Origin of the sequence: Microbacterium sp. 22179 (genome assembly GCF_052045715.1) — a bacterium.
GTDB lineage: Bacteria > Actinomycetota > Actinomycetes > Actinomycetales > Microbacteriaceae > Microbacterium > Microbacterium galbinum.
The window spans coordinates 136687-160890 of record NZ_JBQEPJ010000002.1; the positions used below are offsets into that span (position 1 = coordinate 136687).

The window sequence follows — 24204 nt, forward strand, 5'->3', positions numbered from 1 at the left end:
ATGCGTTATCCTCAGGCGCGCTGCGCGATCTCGACGACGGTGTCGATTCCGCGAGTGGCGAGAGCGGCGGCATCCTGAGCGGTGCGCGAGGTGACCACGGTCACGGGCTCGCCCTGCTCCCGCAGCTCGTGCCAGCGCTCGAACACCCGCCCGCCGGGGGCGAGGTCGGTGCGCGAGAGCGGAAGGTCATCGGCATCCACGTCGATCACGACGCCCACGGTGCGCGGCATGACCGGAGAGTCATCGGCACCCGCAGCATCCGCCCGCGCCTGAGCGACCAGCTCCGCGAACCGCCGACCCAGCGGCTTGACGACGTTCTCGGTGTCGAGCAGTCCGAGCGAGTACTCGAGATCCTTGTAGTCCCCGAGCGAGCGCGACACGTCATGCGAGCACCACCAGGTGATGCCGTAGAGACCCTCGGTGGTCAGCGCCGCCTCGACCGTGCGCGTGGCGAACTCGGGCATCTCGTCGTCGGCGAGATTCATCGACGGCGCACCCACCTCCTGCAGCCACACCTTCCGCTGCGGATCGGTCGCGAACGCCTTCGAGAGCTCGATCATCCACTCGGCGTGGCGAACCGACGGAGACGAGAGGCCGCCGTAGCGCGCCGCGGTGCCGTTGAAGATCCACGAATGCACCGTCGTGACATCACCGAGACGGGACGCGTGCTCGGGCAGGAACGGATGCCCGTCGCGATACCAGAGGTGATCGTTCTCGCTGTGCGCGAGGAGGTGGCGCGGATCACGATCGCGCGGCGCCCCCAGCAGGCTCTCGAGCCAGTGCGTGATCTGCGCGCTCTCGGCGGGCATCGCCGCGGGGTTGGGGAGCTGGAACTGGTTGAGCTCGTTGCCGAGCGTCAGACCGATGAGGTTCGGTTTGTCGCGCACTGCCTCGTAGACCGCGGCGACGAGCGCCGCCTGTGCCTGGATCGCCTTCTCGTCGGTGAACATGTTGCCGTCGTGCCAGTTGACCAGCCACGCCGGCACGAAGTCGAAGCCCGACATGTGGCCCTGGATGACGTCGACAGCGATGTCGAGCTCGAACTCGGCCGCGATGTCGGCCACGAGAGCGATGTCGTCGAGCGCCTTGCGGCGGATGAGCGTCCGGTTCGGCTGCAGCACGGGCCACAGCGGGAACACCCGCACATGATCGAGCCCCAGCCCGGCGAGCGCCTCGAAGTCCGCGCGCACGACATCGGCGTCGATCCCCATCCACTGGAACATCCAGTCCTGGGAGGGGGTGTAGTTCGCCCCGAAACGCGGTGCTTCGAAACGCGGTGCATCGAAACGCGGTGCATCGAAGCGTGGAGTGTTGTCAGTCACTGATCTGTGGTCCTTCTCGATCGTGGGCAGGAAGTCTCGGGGATCGGGGATCATGCATCCGTCGGCGCGGGGCCGCTCGATTCGCGCACGATCAGGCGCCGCGCCGACACGCTCTGCGACCCGACGTCCTCGCCGCTCACGAGCTGTGCGAGCAGCGCCACGGCGGTGCGAGCGCTCTCCTCGACCGGGGCGTCGAGCGCGGTGAGCCGCGGGCGCACCAGGCTCGAGACCCAGGAGTCCTCCCACGCGATCACCGACAGCTGCTCGGGCACGCGCACGCCGATCTCGGGCGCATGCGCGACGATCTCGGCCGCGAGGGCCTCACTGTCGACGAGCAGGGCCGTCGTCGCTTCGGCGCGCGCCAGCAGATCGGCCACCGGATCGGATGCCGCGCGATCCCAGCGCAGCACGAGCGAGGTCATGCCGCGCTTCTCTGCGGCATCCACGAATCGACGATCACGATCGCGGGCGTGCACGAGACCGGGCGAATCGCTCACGCGCGCGACGGCGCGGTGGCCGAGACCGTGAAGGTGCTCGAGCACCTCCTCGTACGCGGCATCATCGTGCACGGTCACGGCCGGCACGGCGTCGTCGACCGGCGCTCCGAGCAGCACGGCGGGTGCGCCGAGCTCGCGAACGAAGCCGATGCGGGGGTCGTCGTCGCGCAGGTCGACGAGCAGGAACGCATCCACGCGCTGCTCGCTCCACCACTCGCGGTACACGCGCTCCTCGTCGTCGGCGCGCACGAGGGTGAGCGAGAGCGACCATCCGATCTCGGCGAGCGGTTCGGTCAGGCCCGCGATCAGCCGCATGAAGAAGGGATCGCGCTCGAACGTGTCACCCGAGCGGGCGATCACGAGGCCGAGGCTGCGTCCGCCCTGACCGCTCACCTTGCGGCTCGCGTAGTTCGGACGCCAGTGCAACTCGTCGGCCGCCTGACGGATGCGCGCGGCCGTCGCCGCAGACACGTTGGGCCGCCCGTTGAACACGTGCGACACGGCGGAGGGCGACACCCCGGCGCGCGCGGCGACCGCTGCGATCGTCGCGCGGGCGGGCTTCTTCTCGTTCGTCACCTTCTCGCTCACACCACCGAGATTAGGGTGTTGACCCTCCGTTGTAAAGCGGTATACATTAATCGCACGTTGACGTGTACCGCTTTACAAAGCGCGCCGCGACACATCCATCCGCAGCACTGCAGCTCTCAGGAGGGCTCATGACCGAAGGCATCAGCAGGCGCACCTTTCTCGGGGCGGTGATCGGAGGGGGCGTGATGATCCCCCTGCTCACCGGATGCGGCCCCCTCATGCCGACGTCCAGCGCGGCGGGCTCGATCTCCGTGCACACCCAGCTCAGCGGCGCCGTCTCGGGCGCCCAGGTGTTCTCGGACGTCGTCGCCGCCTACTCGCGGGCGAACGATCGGCCCGTCGCCCTCCTCAAGAACGGCTCCGACCTGCCGATCGTCTTCGAGACCAGCTCGCTGGCCGGCAAGGAGGCCGACATCGCGATGGTCAACCTGCAGGGCCGCACGCTCTCCTGGACCCGCCTCGGTGCCACCATCCCGGTGCAGCAGCTGCTCGACGAGTGGGGCCTGCGCGACAAGATCATCCCCGAGGCGCTTGAGGAATGGACGGATGCCGAGGGCAACCTGCGCGCCTTCCCGTTCACTCGCACCAACTGGCCGGTCTCCTTCAACACGGGGCTCCTCGACGAGGCCGGCGTCGGCATCCCGACGACCTCGGACGAGCTGATCGCCGTGGCCGACGCACTGCGCTCGAAGGGCATCGGACCGGTGACCGTCGGGGGCTCCGACTGGAGCGGCCAGAAGATGTTCCTGCAGATCCTGCAGGGCTTCCTCACCCGCGACGAGGCGACGAAGGCGTTCTCCTCCGGCAAGCTCTCGGAGTTCCCGGGCGCCGTGGCCGGCGTCGAGCACTTCGTCGAGCTGCGCGACGCGGGCGTGTTCGTCGACAACGTGCAGGGCTACACGTCCGACTCCGAACTCACCCAGTTCAACACCCGCAAGGCGGCGATCGTCCCGGCGATGTCGTCGGCGCTCGCCCTCGTGCCCGCCGAACGCGCTGCCGAGGTCACGGTCGGCGGCTGGCCCGCCCCGTCGCGCGGCGGCGTCGTCGCCCATCCCACGGTCATCCAGAGCTTCAACGGCCACGGCATCTGGATCAGCGCGAACGGCGCCGAGAAGCTCGACCTGCTGAAGCCCTTCATCCAGAACCTCTACACGCCCGAGGTCACGAGCGAGTTCATCCTCGGCTCCGGCCGCGACATGAGCAGGATCACCGATGTGGTCAGCCGCGACTTCCCCCTCGTCGCACAGGCCTCCCAGCTCACGACCGATCAGGTCACCCCGGTCATGCTGCCCGACCTGCTCATCCCCGACGCCGTCTTCGAGCCGATGATCCGCGCGACCGCGATGGCCTACGGCCGCGCCTCCGCCGACCAGATCATCGACACGTTCGAGAAGGCCTACGCCGCGGCCTGAGGGCCCGAGAGGACACCATGACCGCGCTCGCCCCCGCCCCCACCACCGAACAGCTCGTCACCGCCCTGCCCCCGAACCGACGCCCCCGTCGCTCGTCGTTGCGCGAGCGGTTCCCCGGCCTCGCCCTGCCGGCGCTCATCTGGTACGCCGTGTTCATGATCGGCCCCGTGGTCGCGATCTTCGTGATCTCGTTCCTGCGCTGGCCCGGCATGCTCGAGACGCCGACCTTCGCGGGCTGGGACAACTTCCGCGCGGTGTTCGCCGATGCGACCTTCTGGGCCGCGCTCGGCAACTCCGCCATCCAGATCGTCGTCGGCCTGCCGATCATGATCATCCTCGCGTTCCTGCTCGCGTTCTACGTCGTGCAGAAGCCGCGCGGTCACCGCGTGCTCCGCTACCTGCTCTTCATCCCGGCCCTCATCTCCGCCCCGGCGACGGCGATGGTCTTCTACGCCATGCTCAACCCCGACGGCCTGATCAACGGCATCCTCGCTCCCCTGGGCCTGGGAGGGAACGCCTGGCTGGCCGACCCGAGCACGGCGCTCGGCGCGATCATCGCCGTCGAGCTCTGGAGCGGCATCGGCTACTCGGCGGTGCTGATCGCCGCGCGCCTCGACGGCGTCGATACCGAGATCGTGCAGGCCGCCCGCGTCGACGGCGCCGGAGACTGGCGGGTGGCGTGGCGCATGTACTGGCCGATCGCCCAGGACTTCATCGGCGTCGTGACGATGCTGCAGTTCCTGTCGCTGCTGTTCAACTCGGCCCAGACCGTGCTGCTGCTCACCCAGGGCGGCCCCGGCACCTCGACCATGACGCTGTCGTACCTCATCTACAGCAAGGCGTTCGTCGAGACGAACCTCGGCTACAGCCAGGCCGTCGGCGTCATCCTGTTCATCCTCGGACTGCTCGGCATGTGGCTGATCCGCCGCACGCTGCGCGCGACCCACTGACCGGACGAAGGAGCATCCCATGGCATCACGCACCGTCCTCCCCCTCCGCGACCGGGTCGGATCGATCACGAGCGGCACGCTGGCCTGGCTGTACGCGGCCATCCTGATCATCCCCTTCTACTACTTCATCGCGTCGTCGTTCAAGACGAACGAGGAGATCTTCGAGTCGCCCCTCGCGCTCCCCACGAGCTGGGACCTCTCGAACTTCGCCACGGCACTGCGCCAGGCCGATCTGGGCCTCGCCGTCGCCAACTCCGCCCTCACCACCGTGGCCGCGCTGATCCTGACGCTGCTCCTCGCGCTCCCCGCCGCGTTCGCGCTGGCCCGTGCCACGGGCAGGATCGGCCGCATCATCGAGACCGTCTTCAGCCTCGGCTTCCTGATCCCCTCGTTCGCCGCGCTGTTCCCGACCTTCCTGCTGGCGGCATCGCTCGGCCTGTTCCACACGCGCACCTTCGTGGTGCTGCTGCTCCCGGCGACCGCGCTGCCACTGTCGATCGTCATCCTCACCGCCTTCATGCGCACCATCCCGCGCGAGCTCGAAGAGGCGGCGTCGATGGACGGCGCGACGACGCTGCAGGTGCTCCGCCAGGTCTACCTGCCGATCTGCATCCCCGGTATCGCGACCGTGCTGCTGCTGAACTTCCTCTCGTTCTGGAACGCGTACCTGTACCCGCTCATCCTCATCGGACCCGACACCGCCCAGCGCACGATCCAGGTGGCGCTGCCGACCCTCAAGGTCGACGCGGGAACCGACTACGGTGTGCTGATGGCCGGAACCCTCCTGACCCTGCTGCCCGTCTATCTCGTCTACACCGTGCTGCAGAAGCAGATGCAGAAGGCGCTGGTCTCCGGGGCGATCAAGGGATGACGGGCTCTGCACATCTGCCCCTGCGCGAGCGCGTCGGCCAGATCAATCAGCGTCTCAAGGGCTGGGAAGCGGTGCGCTGGGTCGACGGCGCACCCCGCATCACCGACGTCCTGCGCCGCGAGGTCGACCGCTGGGGTGGGATCGGCGCGATCTACGGCGTGCTGCGCGCCGACCCGTGGTCGCAGGTGCGGTGGAGCAACGGCATCCCGCCCGAGCGCAGCGCCGAGGCCTATCGGGCGGTGCAGGAGTACATCGTCACGCACGGCGCGGGCCTGCCGACGCTGTTCGTCGAGGAGGTACCGCACGGGCTCATGGCCCTCGGCGGCACGACCCTCCCCGTCAACCTGGCCCTCGGCGCGGGTATGGATCCCGCCCTCACCGAAGAGCTCGCGGCGCACGTCGCCGCCGAGACGCGCCTGCGCGGCGCGCACGTCGCGCTGGTGTCGGGACTCGACGTGCTGCGCGACCCGCGCTGGGGCCGCGCCGAAGAGTGCTTCGGCGAGGATCCGGCGCTCGCCGCCCTGCTCGTCGAGGCGACGGTGCGCGGGATGCAGGGCACGGGTGCCGCGGCTGCAGCATCCGCGATCGCCCCCGACCGCGTCGCCGTCGTCGCCAAGCACCTGGCGGCTCAGGGCGCGGGCATCGGAGGCCGCAACGGCTCCGGCGCACCGATCGGGCGCCGGGAGCTGGGCGAGATCCATCTGCGTCCGGCTTACGCCGCCGCCCGGGCCGGGGTCGCCGGCTTCATGGCCGCGTACAACGACATCGACGGCATCCCCTGCAGTGCGAATCGTGAGCTCTTGACCGGCACGCTGCGCGAGGGGTGGGGCTGGGACGGCCTCGTGATGGCCGACGGCACCGCGATCGATCGTCTGCGCGACAGCGCCCCCGATCCGGCGACGGCCGCGGCGATCGCTCTCGACGCGGGTGTCGACCTCAGCCTGTGGGACGAGGCCTTCACGCACGTCGAGGAAGCCGTCGATCGCGGCATCCTCGACGAAGGGGTCGTCACGCGGGCCGTGGACCGCGTGCTCGCGCTCAAGCGCCGCCTCGGTCTGCTCGGGGAAGCCGACGTGGCGGCCGCGATTCCTGCCGACCCCGAGCGCGAGCGCGCGTTCCTCTCCCTCGCCGCGCGTGCCGCCGCCCAGTCCGTCGTCGTCGTGCACGATGCGGGGGCGCTCCCGCTTCCGGCTGCCGGAGATCGCGCGGATGCCGGCCCCGTGATCGCCCTCCTCGGACCGAACGCCTCGGACCTCGACGCCCAGCTCGGCGACTACACGCCCCCGCGTCCGGTCCCCGACCCGACCTCCTCCACCGTGCACTCCGCACTCGTCACCCGATACGGCGCGGAGCGGGTGCGCGTCGCGCAGGGCTCCACGCATCGCGGCGAACTCTCCGATCCCGCCGGCGCCCGAGATGCCGTGAGCACAGCCCTCGACGGCGCCGACGTCGCCCTCGTGGTGCTCGGCGGTACGAGCCGCCGCAGCTACGACGACGAGTTCGCCGACAACGGCGCGATCGATGCGCCGGCACCCGACACCACCAACGGCGAGGGCGTGGATCTCGCGCACCTCGGATTGCCGGACGCACAACTCGCCCTGCTCCGCGCCGCACGCGCCTCGGGGGCACCTCGGGTGATCGCGGTCGTGATCGACGGGCGCCCGCGCCCGCTCGACGACGTCATCGCACTCGCGGATGCCGTGATCCTCGTGCCCTTCCCCGGCCCCGGCGGTGGAGAGGCGATCGTCGCCGCCCTGGCCACCGGCGTCGGCGGAGGCCTGCTGCCGGCGACGCTCCCCTCCGCCGACGGAGTGCTGCCGGTCGCGCACGACGAGCGCCGCGAGACCGCGCGCGGCTACCTCGATGCACGCCACCCCGCCGGAGTGCTCTTCGGCACCGGCACACCGTCGACGGTCGAGGTCCGTCTGCGCCCCGCTGCTCCCGGCGAGTCCCCCACCATCCCGGCCGCCGACGTGCGCAGGGGCGAGCGTGTCACGGTCCTGATCGACGTCGCGAACGCCTCGGCATCCGAGATCTCCCTCGCCGTCCCGCTCTACGGGCGACGGCTCGAGCGCGGCATCCGTCCCCGACGTCGGACGCTGCTGGCGGTGACCCGGGTGACCGTCGCAGCGGGCGGCCGCACCACGGCCCCGGTCGACCTCGGACTCGACGCACTCGGCTCCTGGGCGAGCGGGCGGCCCGAGGCCCTGCCCGCCGAGATCCTCGCGTGGACGGCATCCGCGCACGATTCCACCCACGACGCGATCACGATCCGCATCACCGACGAAGAGGGCCGCACCGGATGGACGAGCTGACGGCGTTCACGCCCGATGTCCGCACGCGAAATCTGATCGCGGACGCCGCCGACGGCGTGCGGCGCACCAGTGGTGAGCGCATCGGCGACCTCGTGGAGGCCGCCCTGCTGCGCACCCTCACCGAGACGGTGGGTATCGACCAGGAGGGGCGGGTGTTCATCATCACCGGCGACATCCCGGCGATGTGGCTGCGCGATTCCACGACGCAGCTCACCCCGTACCTGCGCTTCCTCGACCGGAGTCCGCAGCTCGCCGACCTGGTCGAGGGTGTGGTGCGTCGGCAGTTCGGATTCCTCGCGCACGACTCCTACGCCAACGCGTTCAACGACGGCCCCACCGGCGCCCACTACGACCCGGACGACGTCTGCGACGACCCGGAGGTCTGGGAGCAGAAGTACGAGGTCGACAGCCTCTGCTACCCGCTCTCGCTGGCCCACACGCTCTGGCGCAGCACGGGACGCACCGCCGTCTTCGACGAGCGCGTGCATGCGGTCCTCCGCACGATCGTCGATCAGCTCCGTGCCGAACAGCACCACGAGGAGTCCGCGTACCGGTTCGAGCGCGACACCGCGATCCCCACCGAGACGCTCCCCCGCGGCGGCCGCGGCTCCGCCGTCGCGCACACGGGGATGACCTGGAGCGGATTCCGCCCCTCCGACGACGCCTGCACCTACGGATACAACGTCCCCGCGAACCTCTTCGCCGCCCAGGCGCTGCGCGACCTCGCCGAGATCGCTCGCGAGGTGCTCGACGACGAGGTGCTCGCCGCCGACGCGCTCGCCCTCTCCGACGAGTTGCGAGCCGGTGTGAGTGCGCACGGAATCATCGACGGGCCCCGGGGCGAACCGATCTACGCGTACGAGGTCGACGGCCTGGACGGCGCGCTCGTCATGGACGACGCGAACACCCCGTCGCTGCTGTCGCTCCCGCTGATCGCCCCCGAGGTGATCGACCGCGAGATCTGGGAGGCGACGCGTCGCGTCGTACTGAGCCCCGCGAACCCGTACTGGTTCGCGGGCACCGCCCTCCGCGGCATCGGCAGCCCGCACACCCGCAAGGGGCGCGTCTGGCCGATCGCCCTCGCCGTCGAGGGGCTCGTCGGCACTCCGGACGACCGCATCCGCCTGCTGCGCATGATCGCCGAGACGGATGCCGGCACCGGGCACGTGCACGAGAGCATCGACGTCGACGACCCCGCCGTGTTCAGCCGCCCGTGGTTCTCGTGGGCGGAATCGATGTTCTGCGAGCTCGCGCTGCAGGTCGCCGCGGACTGAGCGCTCCTGCGCACCCGCACACCCGCGAACGCACGAACCGCCCGGGTCGGATGACCCGGGCGGTTCGTTCAGAACAGAAGGTGCTTACTCGTACGACTTCACGATCTCGAGCAGGCTCGGGACGTTCGCGTACGCGTCGGCAGCGTTCTCCTTGGTGACGATCAGCGGCTCGAGGAGGTATGCCGGAACGACCTTCGCGCCGTTGTCGTACTGCTCGGTGTCGTTGACGTCGACCTCTTCGCCCTTCTGGAGCTGCTCGACCATCTTGATGGTCTGCGCAACGAGGAGCGAGGTGTCCTTGTTGATCGTGGAGTACTGGATGCCCTCCATGATCGACTTGACGGACTCGACCTCGGAGTCCTGACCCGTGACGACCGGAACCGGCTTGCCGGCCTGCTGCACCGAGGTGATGATGGCGCGGGCGAGGGTGTCGTTCGGGGACAGCACGCCGTCGAGGACGGTGTCACCGCTGTACGAGCCGGTCAGGAGCGTGTCCATGCGGTTCTGCGCGTTTTCCGCGAGCCAGCCCTCGGTCGCGGTCTGGGCGATCGCGGTCTGACCCGAGACCACGTTCAGCGTGCCGTCGTCGATCTTCGGCTGGAGGACGTCCATCGCACCGTTGAAGAACACGGCCGAGTTGGCGTCATCCGGCGAACCCGAGAACAGCTCGATGTTGTACGGGGCCTCGTGACCGGCGCGCTCGGCGAGGCCGTCGAGCAGAGCCTGGCCCTGGAGCTGGCCGACCTTGAAGTTGTCGAACGCGACGTAGTAGTCGACGGCCTCGGTGTTCTCGATGAGACGGTCGTACGCGATCACCTTGGCGCCGGCATCCTGAGCCGCCTGCACCTGCGTGGCCAGCTGCTTGCCGTCCTTCGCACCGATGATGATGACCTTGGCGCCGTTGGTGACCATGGCCTGGATCTGGTTCTGCTGCTCGGCGACCGTGTTGCTGGCCGGGGCGTACTGCACGTCGGCCTTGAAGCCGGCCGACTCGAGTCCGTCCGTGAACAGCTTTCCGGCGAGCACCCAGTTCTCCGACGTCTTGTCGGGGAGTGCGACACCGATCGTCGAACCCGCCTCGAAGCCGCTGGTGGCCTCTTCGCCGCCGGATCCGGTGTCACCGCCGCGCTCCGATGAGCAGCCGGTGAGGGCGAAGGCGCCCGCGACGACAAGCGCTGTCGCCGTAACAAGGATCTTCTTCATGTGATCTCTTTCTCTGGTGTGTGAAGGCCTGAACGCGCGTGGGCCACGCGATCCGACCCCTACTTTCCGCTCGTCTTGTCGACGGGTGGGGCTTGGTAGGTCTTGTTGGGCTCGAAGGTCTCGGTGGCGGGATCCACCTGACGCCCGAAGCGGCGCGTCATGAAGCCGATGAGCGAGGGGCGGCCCTGCTGCTTGTTCCACACGTCGATACCGACGGCGAAGAGGAGCACGATGCCCTTGATCATGGAGACGACGTCGGCGCCCTGGCCGAGCAGTGCGAGGCCGTTGTTGAGGAACGCCATCACGAGACCACCGATGATCGATCCGATCACGGTGCCGATACCACCGGCGACGGCCGCGCCACCGATGAAGACCGAGGCGATCGCGTCGAGCTCCCACCCGGTGCCGTCGTTCGGGCCGGAGGCCTGCGAACGGGCCACGAAGATCATTCCGGCGAGGGCGGCGAGCACCGACATGTTCATCATGACGAAGAAGTCGACCCAGCGGTCCTTCACACCCGACAGCCGTGCGGCCTGGCGGTTGCCACCGACGGCGTAGATGTGACGGCCGAAAACGGTCTTGCTCGTGACGAAGGTGTAGAGGATGACGAGGGCGAGGAGGATCAGACCCGGGACCGGGAAGCTCGTGCCCGGACGGCCGGTCGCGAACATCCACGCGGCGACGAGCACGACGACCGACAGGAGCACGACCTTGGTGATGCTCACCCAGCGGGGCACGCTCTCGGAGCCCATCTTGTGCTGGACGCGGCGGGTGCGGATCTCGAAGAACACGAGCCAGGCGACCGCGACGAGCGCGAGGAGCATGGTCGGCACGTTGAATGGCAACGGCAGGCCGATCTCGGGCAGGTAGCCGGTGCCGATGATCTGGAAGCCCTTGGGGACCGGGATGGTCTGCGCATCGCCGATCCACTGCTGAGCACCGCGGAAGAGCAGCATGCCCGCGAGCGTCACGATGAACGCCGGCACTCCGACGTACGCGACCCAGAAGCCCTGCCAGGCGCCGACGGCGGCCCCCACGGCCAGGCCGAGCAGGATCGCGAGCGGCCAGGGGAGACTCCAGTCCTGCATGGACTTCGCCACGATGATGCCGGTGAACGCCGCCACCGAGCCGACCGACAGGTCGATGTGCCCCATGATGATGACCATCACCATGCCGATCGCCAGGATCAGGATGAACGAGTACTGGTTGATGACGTTGATCAGGTTGCCCGAGGTCAGCGTCGCGCCGTTGGGCCCGTTGCGGATGAGCGTCAGGATCTCGAACAGCACGATGATGACGATCAGGCTGCCGAGGATTCCGAACTGGCGCAGGGTCGAGGTGCCACCGCCGCCGAACATCTTGGTGATGTCCTTGAAGTGGAACCCGCGCTTCGCGGTCGTGGTGTCGGTGGTCATGCGGATGCTTTCTGGGTAGCGGAGGTCATGCTGCGCATGAGGGCCTCGGGTGTCGCCTGGTCGGCCGGGATGCAGTCGGTGACCCGACCTTCGAAGACGGTGTAGATGCGGTCGCAGATGCCGAGCAGCTCGGGCAGCTCACTGGAGATCACGATGACGCCCTTGCCCTGCGCCGCGAGCTCGTTGATGATCGCGTAGATCTCGTACTTCGCTCCGACGTCGATGCCGCGGGTGGGCTCGTCGAGGATCAGCAGGTCGGGGTCGGTGAACATCCACTTCGCGAGGACGACCTTCTGCTGGTTGCCGCCCGACAGCTTGCCGACGCCCTCTTCGACCGAGGGGGTCTTGATGCGCAGCGCCTTGCGGTACTGGTCGGCGACCGCGAACTCCGCACGGTCGTCGACGACGCCGCGCTTGGTGATCTTCGAGAGCTTGGCGGCGACGACCGATCGCTTGATCGTGTCGAGCAGGTTGAGGCCCAGCACCTTGCGGTCCTCGCTCACGTAGGCGAGGCCGTGCTTGATCGCCGAGGCGACGTCGGGCAGCGAGATCTCCTGGCCGTCCTTGACCATCGTGCCGCCGAGGAACGTGCCGTAGGAGCGTCCGAACATGCTCATCGCGAACTCGGTGCGCCCGGCGCCCATCAGTCCGGCGATCCCGACGACCTCGCCGCGGCGCACGTTGAGGCTGGAGCCCTTGACGACCATGCGCTCGGAGACGGTCGGATGCTGCACCCACCAGTCCTTGACCTCGAAGAACACCTCGCCGATCTCGGGGGTGCGGTCGGGGTAGCGGCTCTCGAGCGAGCGACCGACCATGCCGCGGATGATGCGATCCTCGTTGATCTCGCCGCGCGAGATGTCGAGGGTCTCGACCGTGCGGCCGTCGCGGATGATCGTGATCTCGTCGGCGATCTGCTCGATCTCGTTGAGCTTGTGGCTGATCATGATCGACGCGATGCCCTTGGCCTTGAGGCCGAGGATCAGGTCGAGCAGGTGCTGCGAGTCGTTCTCGTTGAGCGCGGCGGTCGGCTCGTCGAGGATGAGCAGCTTGACGTCCTTGTTGAGCGCTTTGGCGATCTCGATGAGCTGCTGCTTGCCGACGCCGAGGGTCTTGATCTGCACGTCGGGGTCTTCGTTGAGACCCACGCGGGCGAGCAGCTCGGTGGCGCGCTTCGTCTGCGCCTGCCAGTCGATCGTGCCGAAGCGGCGGATCTCGTTGCCGAGGAAGATGTTCTCGGTGACCGAGAGCTCCGGGATGAGCGCGAGCTCCTGGTGGATGATCGCGATGCCGGCGGCTTCGCTCGCCGCGATGTCCTTGTAGCGCTGCTCTTCGCCGTAGAGCAGGATCTCTCCGTCGTAGGTGCCGTACGGGTACACCCCCGACAGCACCTTCATGAGCGTCGACTTCCCGGCACCGTTCTCGCCGCAGATCGCATGGATCTCGCCGGCGCGGACAGTGATCGAGACGTCGGCGAGAGCCTTGACCCCCGGGAACTCCTTGGTGATGTTCTTCATCTCCAGGATCGGGCCAGACACGGTAGGCAACGTTGCTGTGGTGCTCACGGATCTTCCTCGCGACGTGCGGTCACCTTCGATGTGACCGTTCACATTGGTACATACAACTCCGGCATACCGGGCCTGTCAAGTCCGGCGCGGATTTTCGTGTCGCTACCGTGACCTGCGCGGCGCGTGGGGCCCCGCGGACTCGCGATCGCGCACCGTGGTCTGGATCGGACCGAACTCCGGAGCTTGCTCTCCGCGGATCTGCGCGAGCAGGATCTTCACCGCGCGACGGCCCAGCTCGGGGAAGTCCTGGTGCACCGTGGTGAGGGTCGGTGCGACGTGCGCGGCCACCGGAACGTCGTCGAACCCGACGACGCTGATGTCGTCGGGTACGCGCACCCCGGCATCACGGAACCCGTGCATGAGTCCGATCGCCATGAGGTCGTTCGCCGCGAACACCGCCGTGAAGTCGCGCCGGCGCGACAGCTCCTGCCCCGCGAAGTAGCCGAAGTCCGCGGTCCAGTCGCCGCGGATCGGCGGGAAGGTCGGCAGATCGGCCTCGCGCAGGCCGTCGAGGTATCCGCGCATGCGCGACTCCGCCTCGATCCAGTCCTGCGGGCCGGCCAGATGCAGGATGTCGCTGTGCCCGAGGCGGATGAGGTGCTCGGTCGCGGCTCTCGCCCCGGCGACCTGATCCGCCGACAGACTCACGCCGTCCGACCCCGACGCGGTCTGCAGCGTGACGAACGGGAAGTCGACCGCCATCCCCCGCAGCACGTGGAACACGCGCACCTGCGGGGCGAGCACGACGATCCCGTCGACCTGTTCGCGCGCGAGCTGGCGCACGGCGCTGCCGATCGCCTCCGGCGTGGTCGCCGCGAGGTTGAGCGTCGAGACCGAGTACCCCTCCTCGCGGGCGGCATCCTCGATGCTCGCGATCGACGAGGTCGGCCCGAACTCCCCGATCGTGGCCGACAGCACGCCGAGCATGTTCGATCTGCTCGTGACGAGCGCGCGGGCGGCGAGATTCGGGCGGTAGTCGAGCACCGAGATCGCGTCGAGCACCTTCGCCTTCGTCTCGGGCCGGATGCTCGGATGATCGTTGAGCACACGGGAGACGGTCTGATGCGAGACGCCGGCGAGACGGGCGACATCGCGGATGCTGGGCATCCGGGCGCGCTCGGAGGCAGTGGACATCACGGCCTCCTTGCATGTGCACCCTTATGTGCACGGTCACATCGTACGTACATTATGACCCTGAGCGCACGAAAGCGCCTAGCGCGGGAACGGAGCGCGGGTCGGGAATCGGGTCAGAGCAGGATGCGCGCGCCCGGCACGGGGCCGTGCACGTGGAGCGCTTCGCGACCCGCCTGCTGCAGCGCGGTCTGCACCGCCTGCGCGGACTCCGGATCACCGCACAGGAGGGCGACGGTGGGTCCGGAGCCCGACACGATGCCGTGGAGCGCACCCGCGCGGATGCCGCGCCGGATCGTCTCCTCGAGGTCGGGACGCCGGTGCACCGCGGCCGCCTGCAGATCGTTGTGCAGGCTCGCCGCGAGCTGCACCGCATCGCCTGACCGGAGCGCCTGCAGCACGGGGATCGGCACGTCGAGGCTCAACGGCGGATCGTCGGCGAGCGCCCCCTGCTCCTCGCGGAGCAGGTCGAGCTGCTCGTACACGACGGGGGTCGAGAGGCCTTCGTCGCTGGTGACCAGCACCCAGTCGAACCGGCCGCGGGCGAGCGCGGGGTTGAGCTGATCGCCACGCCCCGTGCCGACGGCTGTGCCCCCGTGCAGGGCGAAGGGCACGTCGGCCCCGAGACGTGCAGCCAACTCGTGCAGCCGCGCGGGCGAGAACCCGGTGCCCCACAGTGCATCGCACGCCACGAGGGCGGCTGCGGCATCCGCCGATCCTCCACCCATGCCGCCGGCGACGGGCACGCTCTTGCGGATCTCGAGCGCCACTCCCCCGTGGTAGTCGGCGGCGGCGGCGAGCAGCTTCGCCGCACGCATGGCGAGGTTGCGGTCGTCGAGCGGAACGGCATCCGCGTCCACCGCTCCCCTGACCGTCACCGAGAAGTCGTCCGCCGCCCGTGCGATTACGTCCTCGTAGAGCGACACCGCCTGGAAGACGGTCGCGAGGGCGTGATACCCGTCGTCGTGGCGCCCGCCGACCCCGAGGAAGACGTTGATCTTCCCCGGGGCGCGGACGTGCACCCGATCGACGGACGCGGCAGAGCTCATCGGCTCACAGCTCCGAGGACTTCGCCCACAGGTTGACGTCGACCTTGCCCGAGAGGGAGTCGATGCGGGCGAGCTGCTCGGAGGTGAACTCCGGACCGTTCACCGCGGCGATGTTCTCGTCGAGCTGCGAGACGCGCGAGGCGCCGATCAGCGCCGAGGCGACGACCGGGTTGCGCAGCGTCCACTGCAGGGCGAGCTGGGCGAGCGACTGTCCGCGCTCCTTCGCCACCTCGTTCAGATCGCGCAGGGTCTGCACCGCTTCGTCGCTCAGACGCCCCTCGGGCAGCGAGCCGCGCTTCTGCGCGCGATCGGCCGTGCCGTCGCCGAGGTACTTGTCGGTGAGCAGGCCCTGGGCGAGCGGAGTGAACGCGATCGCGCCGAGACCGTGCTGCGTGAGGGTGTCGTCGAGGCCGTCCTCGACCCAGCGGTTGAGGATCGAGTACGCGGGCTGGTGGATGACGAGCGGGGTGCCCAGCTCCTTCGCGACGGCGACGGCCTCGGCCGTGCGCTCGGCGCTGTACGAGGAGATGCCCACGTAGAGCGCCTTGCCCTGGCGGACCAGGGTGTCGAGCGCTGCGACGGTCTCGGTGATCGGGGTGACCGGGTCGACGCGGTGCGAGTAGAAGATGTCGACGTAGTCGAGACCCATGCGCGTGAGCGACTGCTCGGCGCTCGCGAGGATGTACTTGCGGCTCGCGAAGTCTCCGTAGGGCCCGGGCCACATGTCCCACCCGGCCTTCGACGAGATGATGAGCTCGTCGCGGTACGGGCGGAAGTCCTCGGCGAAGATGCGACCGAAGTTCTTCTCGGCCGAGCCGTAGGGCGGGCCGTAGTTGTTGGCGAGGTCGAAGTGCGTGATGCCGCGGTCGAACGCATGGCGCAGCAGTGCGCGCTGGTTGTCGAGCGGGATGTTGTCGCCGAAGTTCCACCACAGGCCGAGCGAGATCGGCGGGAGGTACAGGCCGGACGAGCCGACCTGGCGATAGGCGAACTCGCTGTAGCGGCCTTCGGCGGCGGCGTACGGGCGGTGCAGTTCGGGGACGTTCGGGCTGAAGCGGGGGGAGTCGGTCACGGTGCCAGATTAGTCGTTGCGGCCTGCGCGGCGATCCTCTGGTAGTCATCGACCGTAAGATCCTCGCCCCGGGCGGTCGGCGCGACACCGGCGGCGGTCAGGACCTCGGATGCCGCGGCCGAGCTGCCGAAGATCCCCGACAGCGCCTGGCGCAGCATCTTGCGGCGCTGGTTGAACGCGGCATCCACGATCTGGAACGTGCGGCGGCGCTCGTCCTCGCTCCCCCGCTCGCCCTCGGACCGGTCGAAGCCGACCAGCAGGCTGTCGACGTTGGGCACCGGCCAGAAGACCTGGCGCGAGACGTTTCCGCTGAGCTTCCACTCGCCGTACCAGGCGGCCTTCACGCTCGGGGAACCGTAGATCTTCGACCCCGGCTTCGCGGCGAGACGTTCGGCGACCTCGGCCTGCACCATCACGACCCCGCGCTGCAGGTACGAGAAGTTCTCGAGGAAGTGCAGCAGCACCGGCACCGAGACGTTGTACGGGAGGTTGGCGACGAGCACCGTCGGCTCTCCCGGCAGCTCGGTGATGCGCAGCGCATCGGCATCCACGACGGTCAGCATGCCCTCGGGAACGCCGCGCTCCGCGGCGGTCTGCGGCAGGCGGGCGGCGAGCCGGTGATCGATCTCGACGGCGGTGACCTTCGCCCCCGCTTCGAGGATCGCGAGCGTCAACGACCCGAGGCCGGGTCCGACCTCGACGACCCGCTCCCCCGGCTGCACGCGCGCCGCGTGCACGATCTTGCGCACCGTGTTGGCGTCGACCACGAAGTTCTGGCCGAGCTTCTTGGTGGGGGTGACGTCGAGCTCGGCGGCGAGGCGGCGGATCTCGGTGGCGCCGAGCAGGGTGACGGTCATTGCTCCATTCTCCCCTACGGCGGACGATGTCCCCGGCTCCCAGTACTCTCGGGTGGTGCCCACCCTCGGAGAACTCGTCGCCCCGCGCCGCATGGGGCGCGATTTCCGGTGGCTGCTGGCATCGTCGTGGACCAGCAACGTCGGCGACGGCGTCGCTCTCGCGGCCGCGCCCCTGCTGATCGCCTCGATGACCTCGTCGCCGATCCTCGTCGCGGCCGGCGCCATCCTGCAGTTCCTCCCGTGGCTGCTCTTCGGACTGCACGCGGGAGCGATCGCCGACCGCTTCGACCGGCGGCGACTGGTGATGCTCGCCAACGCCGCCCGCGCCGTCGTCCTCACCGCGCTGTGCGTCTTCCTCGTGACCGGTACCGCCAACATCTGGATCGTGCTGGCGGTGGCCTTCCTCTACGGCACGGCCGAGGTCTTCGTCGACACCGCGGGCAGCACGCTGCTGCCGATGCTGCTGCAGCCCGCCGATCTCGGCATCGGCAACGCACGGCTCCAGGCGGGCTATCTCGTGGCCAACCAGTTCGCCGGCCCGCCGCTCGGCGCCTTCCTCTTCGCGGCGGGCAGCGCCTGGCCGTTCCTCGTCGAGATCGTCTGCGTGCTCGCGGCCGTCGTGCTGATCTCGCGCCTGGCCCGCACCCCGGTGCCCCCGCGCGCGAGTGCCGACGGCGGCGGCTCCGCGCACCCTCCCGTGCACACCGACATCGCCGAGGGTCTGCGGTGGCTCTGGCGCAACCCTCCGGTGCGGATGCTGGTGCTCATCATCCTGCTCTTCAACGTCACCTGGGCAGCGCCCTGGGGTGTGCTCGTGCTCTACGCGACCGAGCACCTGCACATGGGAGCGGTGGGCTACGGAGCGCTCACCACGGCCTCGGCCGTCGGCGGTATTCTCGCGACGCTGAGCTTCGGGTGGCTGGAGCGGCACATCTCGTTCGCGAGCCTCATGCGCATCGTGCTGACGCTCGAGGTGCTCATGCACCTGGCCTTCGCGCTCACCACCGTGGGGTGGGTGGCGCTCGTGATCATGTTCTTCTTCGGCGCCTACGCCTTCGTCTGGGGCACGATCTCGACCACCGTGCGCCAACGGCTCGTGCCCGCCGAACTGCAGGGCCGCGTCGCCTCGGTGAACATGGTCGGCGTCTTCGGGGGCATGGTGGTCGGCCAGGCCCTCGGCGGTGTGATCGCCGAGATCTGGGGCCTCACGGCCCCGTGGTGGTTCGCCTTCGCCGGAGCGGCGCTGACCCTGCTGTTCGTCTGGAAGCCGATCAGCGCGATCGTCAGCGCAAGGCCGGTCACACAGGACGACCCGGCTCAGCCCTCGAACGAGCCGTAGACCCGCTGCGTGTTCGCGGCGATCCGCGCGCAGAGCTCGTCGACCTCGAGATCGAGTTCGGCGGCCATGAAGCGCACCGTGATCGGTACGAGGTACGGCGCGTTCGGCCGTCCGCGCAGCGGCACGGGAGTGAGGAAGGGGGCATCCGTCTCGACCAGGATGCGGTCGAGGGGCGTGACCCTCAACGCATCGCGCAGGTTCTGCGCGTTCTTGAACGTCACGTTGCCGGCGAACGACAGGTAGTACCCGGCGTCCGCGCAGACGCGGGCCATCGCGTCATCGCCCGAGAAGCAGTGGAACACCGTCGTCTCGGGCGCGCCGACCCGCGTCAGCGTCTCGAGCACCGCATCGTGCGCATCGCGATCGTGGATCTGCATCGCGATGCCGTGCTTCTTCGCGATCGCGATGTGCGCCTCGAACGAGGCGTGCTGCGGGCCCCGGCGTTCGGGATCGGTGCGGAAGAAGTCGAGGCCGGTCTCGCCGACGGCCCGCGTGCGCGGGTGCGCGGCGAGCTCGTCGATCACCGCGATGGCCTCGTCGAGGCGCCCCTCGTCGGCGTAGGTGGGCGCGTCGTTCGGGTGGATCGCGACCGCGGCGAGCACACGGGGATCGGATGCCGCGGCATCGACCGCCCAGCGCGACGACTCGATATCTCCCGAGGACTGCACGACGCCGGCGATCCCGACCGCCTGCGCGCGATCGAGCTGCTCGCCGAGCGTCAGCGGCTCATCGCCGTCGACGATGTCGAGGTGCGCGTGGTTGTCGTACACCGGCACCGCGAGCGGCTCGGGAGCCGCCGGATACCGCAGATCCTTGCGCCCGTCGTTGCTTCGCTGCTGCACGTACGTCATACTCGCGCGCCCCTCCGGTTCAGGCGGTCGTCGATTCTCAGGCGGTCGTCTCCACGCGCGGGAACAGCGGCGCGAGACCGTTGACGCTCGTGCCCGGCTTCAGCGCACCCCAGGCGCCCGCCTCGCGGATCGGCTGATCCTGCAGGCGGCCCAGGTCGTCTCCGGCGCCGAGCGCCTCCCAGAGCTTCTCGGTGGACTGCGGCATCACCGGCGACAGCAGCACGGCGAGCGCGCGCAATCCCTCGGCGCACGTGTACAGCACGGTGCCGAGCCGCTCGCGCTGCGCCTCGTCACGGGCCAGCGCCCACGGCTCGTTCTCGGTGATGTAGCCGTTGAGCGCGTCGACGATCTTCCAGATCGACGAGATCGCCTCGTCGATGCGGAACTGCTCGATCGCGGCATCCGCCTTCGTCGCGGCATCCGCCACGATCTGCTGGATCGCGAGGTCCTTCTCGGTGTACTCGCCCGCGGGCGGCACGATCCCCTCGAAGTACTTCTCGATCATCGCGGTCGTGCGCGAGGCGAGGTTGCCGAAGCCGTTCGCGAGCTCGGCCTGGTAGCGCGCCGCGAGGTCCTCCCACGAGAACGAGCCGTCCTGACCGAAGGCGATCGCCGACAGGAAGTAGAAGCGGTACGCGTCGGAGCCGAAGACATCGGTGATCTCGGTCGGCGCGATGCCGGTGAGCTTCGACTTCGACATCTTCTCGCCGCCGACCAGCAGCCAGCCGTGCGCGAAGACGCCCTTGGGCACATCGACGCCCGCGGCCATCAGCATCGCCGGCCAGATGACCGCGTGGAAGCGCAGGATGTCCTTACCGACCACGTGGTAGGCCGGCCAGCGCCGATCGAAGTTCGCATCGTCGTCGCCGTAGCCGACCGCGGTCGCGTAGTTGAGCAGTGCGTCGACCCACACGTAGATGACGTGCGCGTCGTCCCACGGCACCTCGATGCCCCAGTCGAACGCCGACCGCGAGATCGAGAGGTCCTTGAGACCCTGGCGCACGAACGAGACGACCTCGTTGCGCGCCGACTCCGGGCGGATGAAGTCGGGCTGCTCCTTGTAGAGCTCGAGCAGACGGTCCTGGAACTCGCTGAGCTTGAAGAAGTAGTTCTTCTCCTGCAGCAGCTCGAGGGGCTTGGAGTGGATCGCACAGACCTTCAGTCCCTCGAAGGGACCGGTGCCGTCGAGGATCTCGGACTCGGGCTTGAACTCCTCGCAGCCCACGCAGTAGAGCGCCTCGTACTCGCCGGCGTAGATGTAGCCGCGGTCGTAGATCGCCTGCACGAACTTCTTCACGCGCTCCTCATGACGCTCCTGCGTCGTGCGGATGAAGTCGTCGTTGGCGACATCGAGGGTCTTCAGCAACGGGAACCACGCCTCGGTGACGAGCTTGTCGACCCACTCCTGCGGGGTGACGTTGTTCGCCGCCGCCGCGCGCAGCATCTTCTGGCCGTGCTCATCGGTGCCCGTCAGCATCCAGGTGTCGTCGCCCGCCTGGCGGTGCCAGCGCGCGAGCGTGTCGACCGCCACCGAGGTGTACCCGTGGCCGATGTGGGGCACGTCGGAGGGGTAGTAGATGGGCGTGGTGATGTAGAACGATTCGCCTGCGGGCATGGAGCAATTCTAGGTGCCCGCAGGGCGACGTTACGCCGGTCCCACCGTCACGTCGATGCGGTGCCAGCCCTGGGCGCCGTCGGGTGCGGGGGCCGCACGCTGCTCGGTCTGCGTGTCGCCGTCGGCACCGATCGCCCGGCACTCGATGGTGTGCTCGCCGACCTGCGCCGACCAGGGCATGCTCCACTGCACCCAGGTGTCGTCGGAGATCGCGGTCGCGAGGTCGGCAGCCTGCCACGACCCGCCGTCGACGCGCACCTCGATGCCTGCGACGCCCGTGTGCGGAAACCAGGCCATGCCCGCGATCATCGTCTCCCCCGCAACGACCGTCCGTCCGCCGCGCGGCACGTCGATGCGCGACTGCAGCTTGATCGGGCCGTGGTCGGACCATCCGCGCGGGGTCCAATACCCCATCGCCCGGTCGAAGCGCGTGACCTCGAGCTCGGTGACCCACTTCGTCGCCGAGACGTATCCGTAGAGCCCCGGCACCACCATCCGGGCGGGGAAGCCGTGCTCCAGGGTCAAAGGGGCACCGTTCATCCCGATCGCCAGGAGCGCATCGCGATCGTCGGTGAGCGCCTCGATCGGCGACGAGGCGGTGAACCCGTCCGCCGAGGTCGAGAGCACCATGTCGGCGTCGGACTGCACCCCGGCGCGGGCGAGCAGTTCGCGCAACGGATAGCCGAGCCAGCGGGCGTTGCCGATCAACGAGCCGCCCACCTCGTTCGACACGCACGAGAGCGTGACGTAGGACTCGGTCATCGGCAGCGACAGCAACTCGTCCCAGGTGACCACCACCTCACGATCGACCATGCCGTGGATGCGGAGCGACCAGTCGGCGGGGTCCACGCGCGGGACCACGAGGGCCGTGTCGATCCGGTAGAACTGCTCGGTCGGAGTGACGACGGGGGCGAGGCCCGGCAGATCGAGCTCGGCGCCGCTCGGCACCGCCGCCGCCGCGGTCGTCGGCTTGGGCAGCGTCAGCGCCTTCCGCACCGCCTCGAGAGATCGTGAGGCGCCGCGGGCCGCATTCCCGATGAGCAGGGAGACCACGCCCGCGGCCGCGACGCCGCCCGTCCACAGCAGGAAGCGGCGTCGATCGTCGGGGTCGGGCGCGACGCCCACGATCGGGCGGAGGCGGCGGATCAGCAGCCGCAGGACGAACGCCGAGATCCCGCCCGCGACGATCCCGGGCACCCACGCGTAGGGGCCCGGGTTCGCCCGCGTCAACGCCACCAGCACCGCCACCGCGCCCAGGACACCGAACATCGTCGCCCCGAGGCCGGAGATGCGCCGTTCGACCACGCCGGCCAGAGCTGCGACCGCAGCGAGGACCACCCCGATGCCGACCAGCAGCGCGACCTTGTCGGCAGTTCCGAAGAGCGCGATCGCCGTGTCCTTCGCCCACGCCGGTGCGAGATCGATGAGCCCGCCGCCGATGACCGCGAACGGACTCGCCTCCGGGGCGATGAGGGCGGCGACGAGTTCTGCGACGCCCACGCCGAGAGTGGCGGCGGCGAGCCCGGCGGCCGCCGCCCGGACGCGCTCCGCCGAGCCCCGATCGCTCGGAGCCCCGAGCGCGTTCGGCGGCATCTGCGGCGGCGTCTGCATCATCCCCTGATCGTACGCCGCCGCGCACGCCCGGCGACCGGACGTGCGCTCGTGCGCCGGCTCTCAGAGAGCGTTCCGGCGTGCGACCTCTCCGAGCCACGCGAGCGAGGGCTTCGGTGTGCGCGCGAACGTCTCGCGATCGAACGCGATCAGCCCGAACGTCGGGGCGAAACCGCTCGCCCACTCGTAGTTGTCGAGCGCGCTCCAGTGCTGGTAGCCGCGCACCTCGATGCCGTCGGAGATCGCCCGGTGCAACCCTTCCAGGGCCCCCTGCGTGTAGGCGATGCGGCGGGTGTCGTCGGCGGTCGCGATGCCGTTCTCGGTCACGATCACCGGCACCCCTCCGCTGCGCTCCCAGGCGCTGCGCACGCCGAGCTCCAGCGCCTCGGGGAAGAACTCCCATCCGGTGAGCGTCGTCTCGACATCGGCCGAGACCGGCAGCGGCCCCTCCGGACCGATGAAGGTGCGCGTGTACGCCTGCACGCCCACGAAGTCGTCGCCCGCGGACTGCTCGAGGTACCAGTGGTCGCGCGGATCGCCGTACTGCGCGAGCATCTCGTCGGCGCCCGGCTCGCCGGTCGAGTGGAACGCCTGGGTGGCGATGGTCCACCCCGCCTGCGCGCCCGACACCGAGTGCACGATCTCGGAGGCGCGGTGGTGGGCGTCGAGCAGGGTGTCGGCGACCGCGAGATCGGGGTTCGGCAGACCGTAGGCCACGAGGTTCGATGCGTCCTCGCCGCCCGCGAGCATGGCAGCGATGTTCGGCTCGTTGATCGTGCAGACGTACCGCACCCCGTCGAGGATCGGCAGGACGGTCTCGACGTAGCGCGAGAAGAGGTCGACCGCGTCATCCGCGCGCCAGAAGCCGTCGCGCTGGAACCACTCGGGCACCGTGAAGTGCATCAGCGTGACCGTCGGATCGAGACCGTTCTCGCGAGCGGTGTCGATCATGCGCCGGTAGTGGTCGAGCATCGCCCGCGAGACGAACCCGCGCTCCGGCTCGATCCGCGCCCACTCCAGCGAGAAGCGGTACGAGTTGAGCCCCGCGTCGGCGAGCAGCCGCATGTCCTCGGGATAGCGGTGCAGGTGGTCGGCGGCGTCTCCGGATGGCTCCACCATCGGCGAGTCCGGCGCATGCTCCATGCGCCACCAGTTGCTGGTCGTGTTGTTGCCTTCGACCTGGTGGGCGGCGGTCGCGGCGCCCCAGAGGAAGCCGTCGGGGAATGCGAGCACGGATGCTCCTTTCATGAGGGGTCTTGTGGGG

Annotated in this window: 19 protein-coding genes; 6 read left to right on the forward strand and 13 right to left on the reverse strand. The window is 69.3% G+C overall.

Going from position 1 to position 24204, the window contains the following annotated elements; genetic code table 11:
- Positions 1-11: 11 nt before the first annotated feature.
- Positions 12-1322: a glycoside hydrolase 5 family protein gene (locus ACTJKK_RS05725; protein ID WP_440747284.1), complete on the reverse strand. Its 1311-nt coding sequence runs from the start codon at positions 1320-1322 to the stop codon at positions 12-14.
- A gap of 50 nt (positions 1323-1372) precedes the next feature.
- On the reverse strand, positions 1373-2407 hold the full coding sequence (locus tag ACTJKK_RS05730) for a LacI family DNA-binding transcriptional regulator (protein WP_440747285.1): 1035 nt from the start codon (positions 2405-2407) through the stop codon (positions 1373-1375).
- Between the two features lie 128 nt (positions 2408-2535).
- Here ACTJKK_RS05730 and ACTJKK_RS05735 point away from each other — a divergent pair, with 128 nt between their 5' ends.
- Genes ACTJKK_RS05735 through ACTJKK_RS05755 form a run of 5 tightly spaced genes read left to right on the forward strand, consistent with a single transcriptional unit; the run spans position 2536 to position 9229 of the window.
- Complete coding sequence (locus tag ACTJKK_RS05735) at positions 2536-3819, forward strand: ABC transporter substrate-binding protein (RefSeq protein WP_440747286.1); 1284 nt, start codon at positions 2536-2538, stop codon at positions 3817-3819.
- A 17-nt stretch (positions 3820-3836) separates the two neighbouring features.
- Positions 3837-4769, forward strand: coding sequence for a carbohydrate ABC transporter permease (locus ACTJKK_RS05740; protein WP_247624873.1), 933 nt, complete (start codon positions 3837-3839; stop codon positions 4767-4769).
- A gap of 19 nt (positions 4770-4788) precedes the next feature.
- Positions 4789-5640 (forward strand): carbohydrate ABC transporter permease, encoded by an 852-nt coding sequence (locus ACTJKK_RS05745; RefSeq protein WP_440747287.1) that lies wholly within the window; start codon positions 4789-4791, stop codon positions 5638-5640.
- On the forward strand, positions 5637-7955 hold the full coding sequence (locus ACTJKK_RS05750) for a glycoside hydrolase family 3 protein (RefSeq protein ID WP_440747288.1): 2319 nt from the start codon (positions 5637-5639) through the stop codon (positions 7953-7955). Before ACTJKK_RS05745 ends, ACTJKK_RS05750 begins: the two co-directional genes overlap by 4 nt.
- A complete protein-coding gene (locus ACTJKK_RS05755) occupies positions 7943-9229 on the forward strand; it encodes a glycoside hydrolase family 125 protein (protein WP_440747289.1) in 1287 nt (428 codons plus the stop codon). Before ACTJKK_RS05750 ends, ACTJKK_RS05755 begins: the two co-directional genes overlap by 13 nt.
- Before the next feature lie 84 nt (positions 9230-9313).
- Here ACTJKK_RS05755 and ACTJKK_RS05760 read toward each other — a convergent pair whose 3' ends face one another.
- From ACTJKK_RS05760 to rsmA, 7 genes are all read right to left on the reverse strand, one after another.
- Positions 9314-10432, reverse strand: coding sequence for a substrate-binding domain-containing protein (locus ACTJKK_RS05760; protein ID WP_247634287.1), 1119 nt, complete (start codon positions 10430-10432; stop codon positions 9314-9316).
- Between the two features lie 59 nt (positions 10433-10491).
- The gene (mmsB, locus tag ACTJKK_RS05765) at positions 10492-11847 is read right to left on the reverse strand and encodes a multiple monosaccharide ABC transporter permease (protein ID WP_440747290.1); all 1356 of its coding nucleotides are present in this window, start codon (positions 11845-11847) and stop codon (positions 10492-10494) included.
- Entirely contained in the window at positions 11844-13457 is a 1614-nt protein-coding gene (gene mmsA, locus ACTJKK_RS05770; protein WP_440747291.1) for a multiple monosaccharide ABC transporter ATP-binding protein, read from the reverse strand. The genes mmsB and mmsA overlap by 4 nt, the downstream gene beginning before the upstream one ends.
- Before the next feature lie 60 nt (positions 13458-13517).
- The gene (locus ACTJKK_RS05775) at positions 13518-14549 is read right to left on the reverse strand and encodes a LacI family DNA-binding transcriptional regulator (RefSeq protein ID WP_247624880.1); all 1032 of its coding nucleotides are present in this window, start codon (positions 14547-14549) and stop codon (positions 13518-13520) included.
- 113 nt (positions 14550-14662) lie between these two features.
- Entirely contained in the window at positions 14663-15595 is a 933-nt protein-coding gene (locus ACTJKK_RS05780; protein ID WP_440747292.1) for a 4-(cytidine 5'-diphospho)-2-C-methyl-D-erythritol kinase, read from the reverse strand.
- A 4-nt stretch (positions 15596-15599) separates the two neighbouring features.
- On the reverse strand, positions 15600-16667 hold the full coding sequence (gene mgrA, locus ACTJKK_RS05785) for an L-glyceraldehyde 3-phosphate reductase (RefSeq protein WP_440747293.1): 1068 nt from the start codon (positions 16665-16667) through the stop codon (positions 15600-15602).
- Positions 16664-17524, reverse strand: a complete 861-nt coding sequence (gene rsmA, locus ACTJKK_RS05790) for a 16S rRNA (adenine(1518)-N(6)/adenine(1519)-N(6))-dimethyltransferase RsmA (RefSeq protein ID WP_247634284.1) — start codon at positions 17522-17524, stop codon at positions 16664-16666. The genes mgrA and rsmA overlap by 4 nt, the downstream gene beginning before the upstream one ends.
- Before the next feature lie 55 nt (positions 17525-17579).
- Here rsmA and ACTJKK_RS05795 point away from each other — a divergent pair, with 55 nt between their 5' ends.
- A complete protein-coding gene (locus ACTJKK_RS05795) occupies positions 17580-18863 on the forward strand; it encodes an MFS transporter (RefSeq protein ID WP_440747294.1) in 1284 nt (427 codons plus the stop codon).
- Here ACTJKK_RS05795 and ACTJKK_RS05800 read toward each other — a convergent pair.
- The 4 genes from ACTJKK_RS05800 to ACTJKK_RS05815 are packed head-to-tail and all read right to left on the reverse strand — an operon-like array spanning position 18842 to position 24173.
- A complete protein-coding gene (locus tag ACTJKK_RS05800) occupies positions 18842-19714 on the reverse strand; it encodes a TatD family hydrolase (RefSeq protein ID WP_440747295.1) in 873 nt (290 codons plus the stop codon). The two genes, ACTJKK_RS05795 and ACTJKK_RS05800, sit on opposite strands and share 22 nt — an antisense overlap.
- A gap of 37 nt (positions 19715-19751) precedes the next feature.
- Entirely contained in the window at positions 19752-21329 is a 1578-nt protein-coding gene (gene metG, locus ACTJKK_RS05805; RefSeq protein WP_336641965.1) for a methionine--tRNA ligase, read from the reverse strand.
- 30 nt (positions 21330-21359) lie between these two features.
- Complete coding sequence (locus tag ACTJKK_RS05810; protein WP_440747296.1) at positions 21360-22943, reverse strand: molybdopterin-dependent oxidoreductase; 1584 nt, start codon at positions 22941-22943, stop codon at positions 21360-21362.
- Positions 22944-23003: 60 nt separating this feature from the next.
- Positions 23004-24173, reverse strand: a complete 1170-nt coding sequence (locus ACTJKK_RS05815) for a glycoside hydrolase family 1 protein (RefSeq protein ID WP_440747297.1) — start codon at positions 24171-24173, stop codon at positions 23004-23006.
- Positions 24174-24204: the final 31 nt, after the last annotated feature.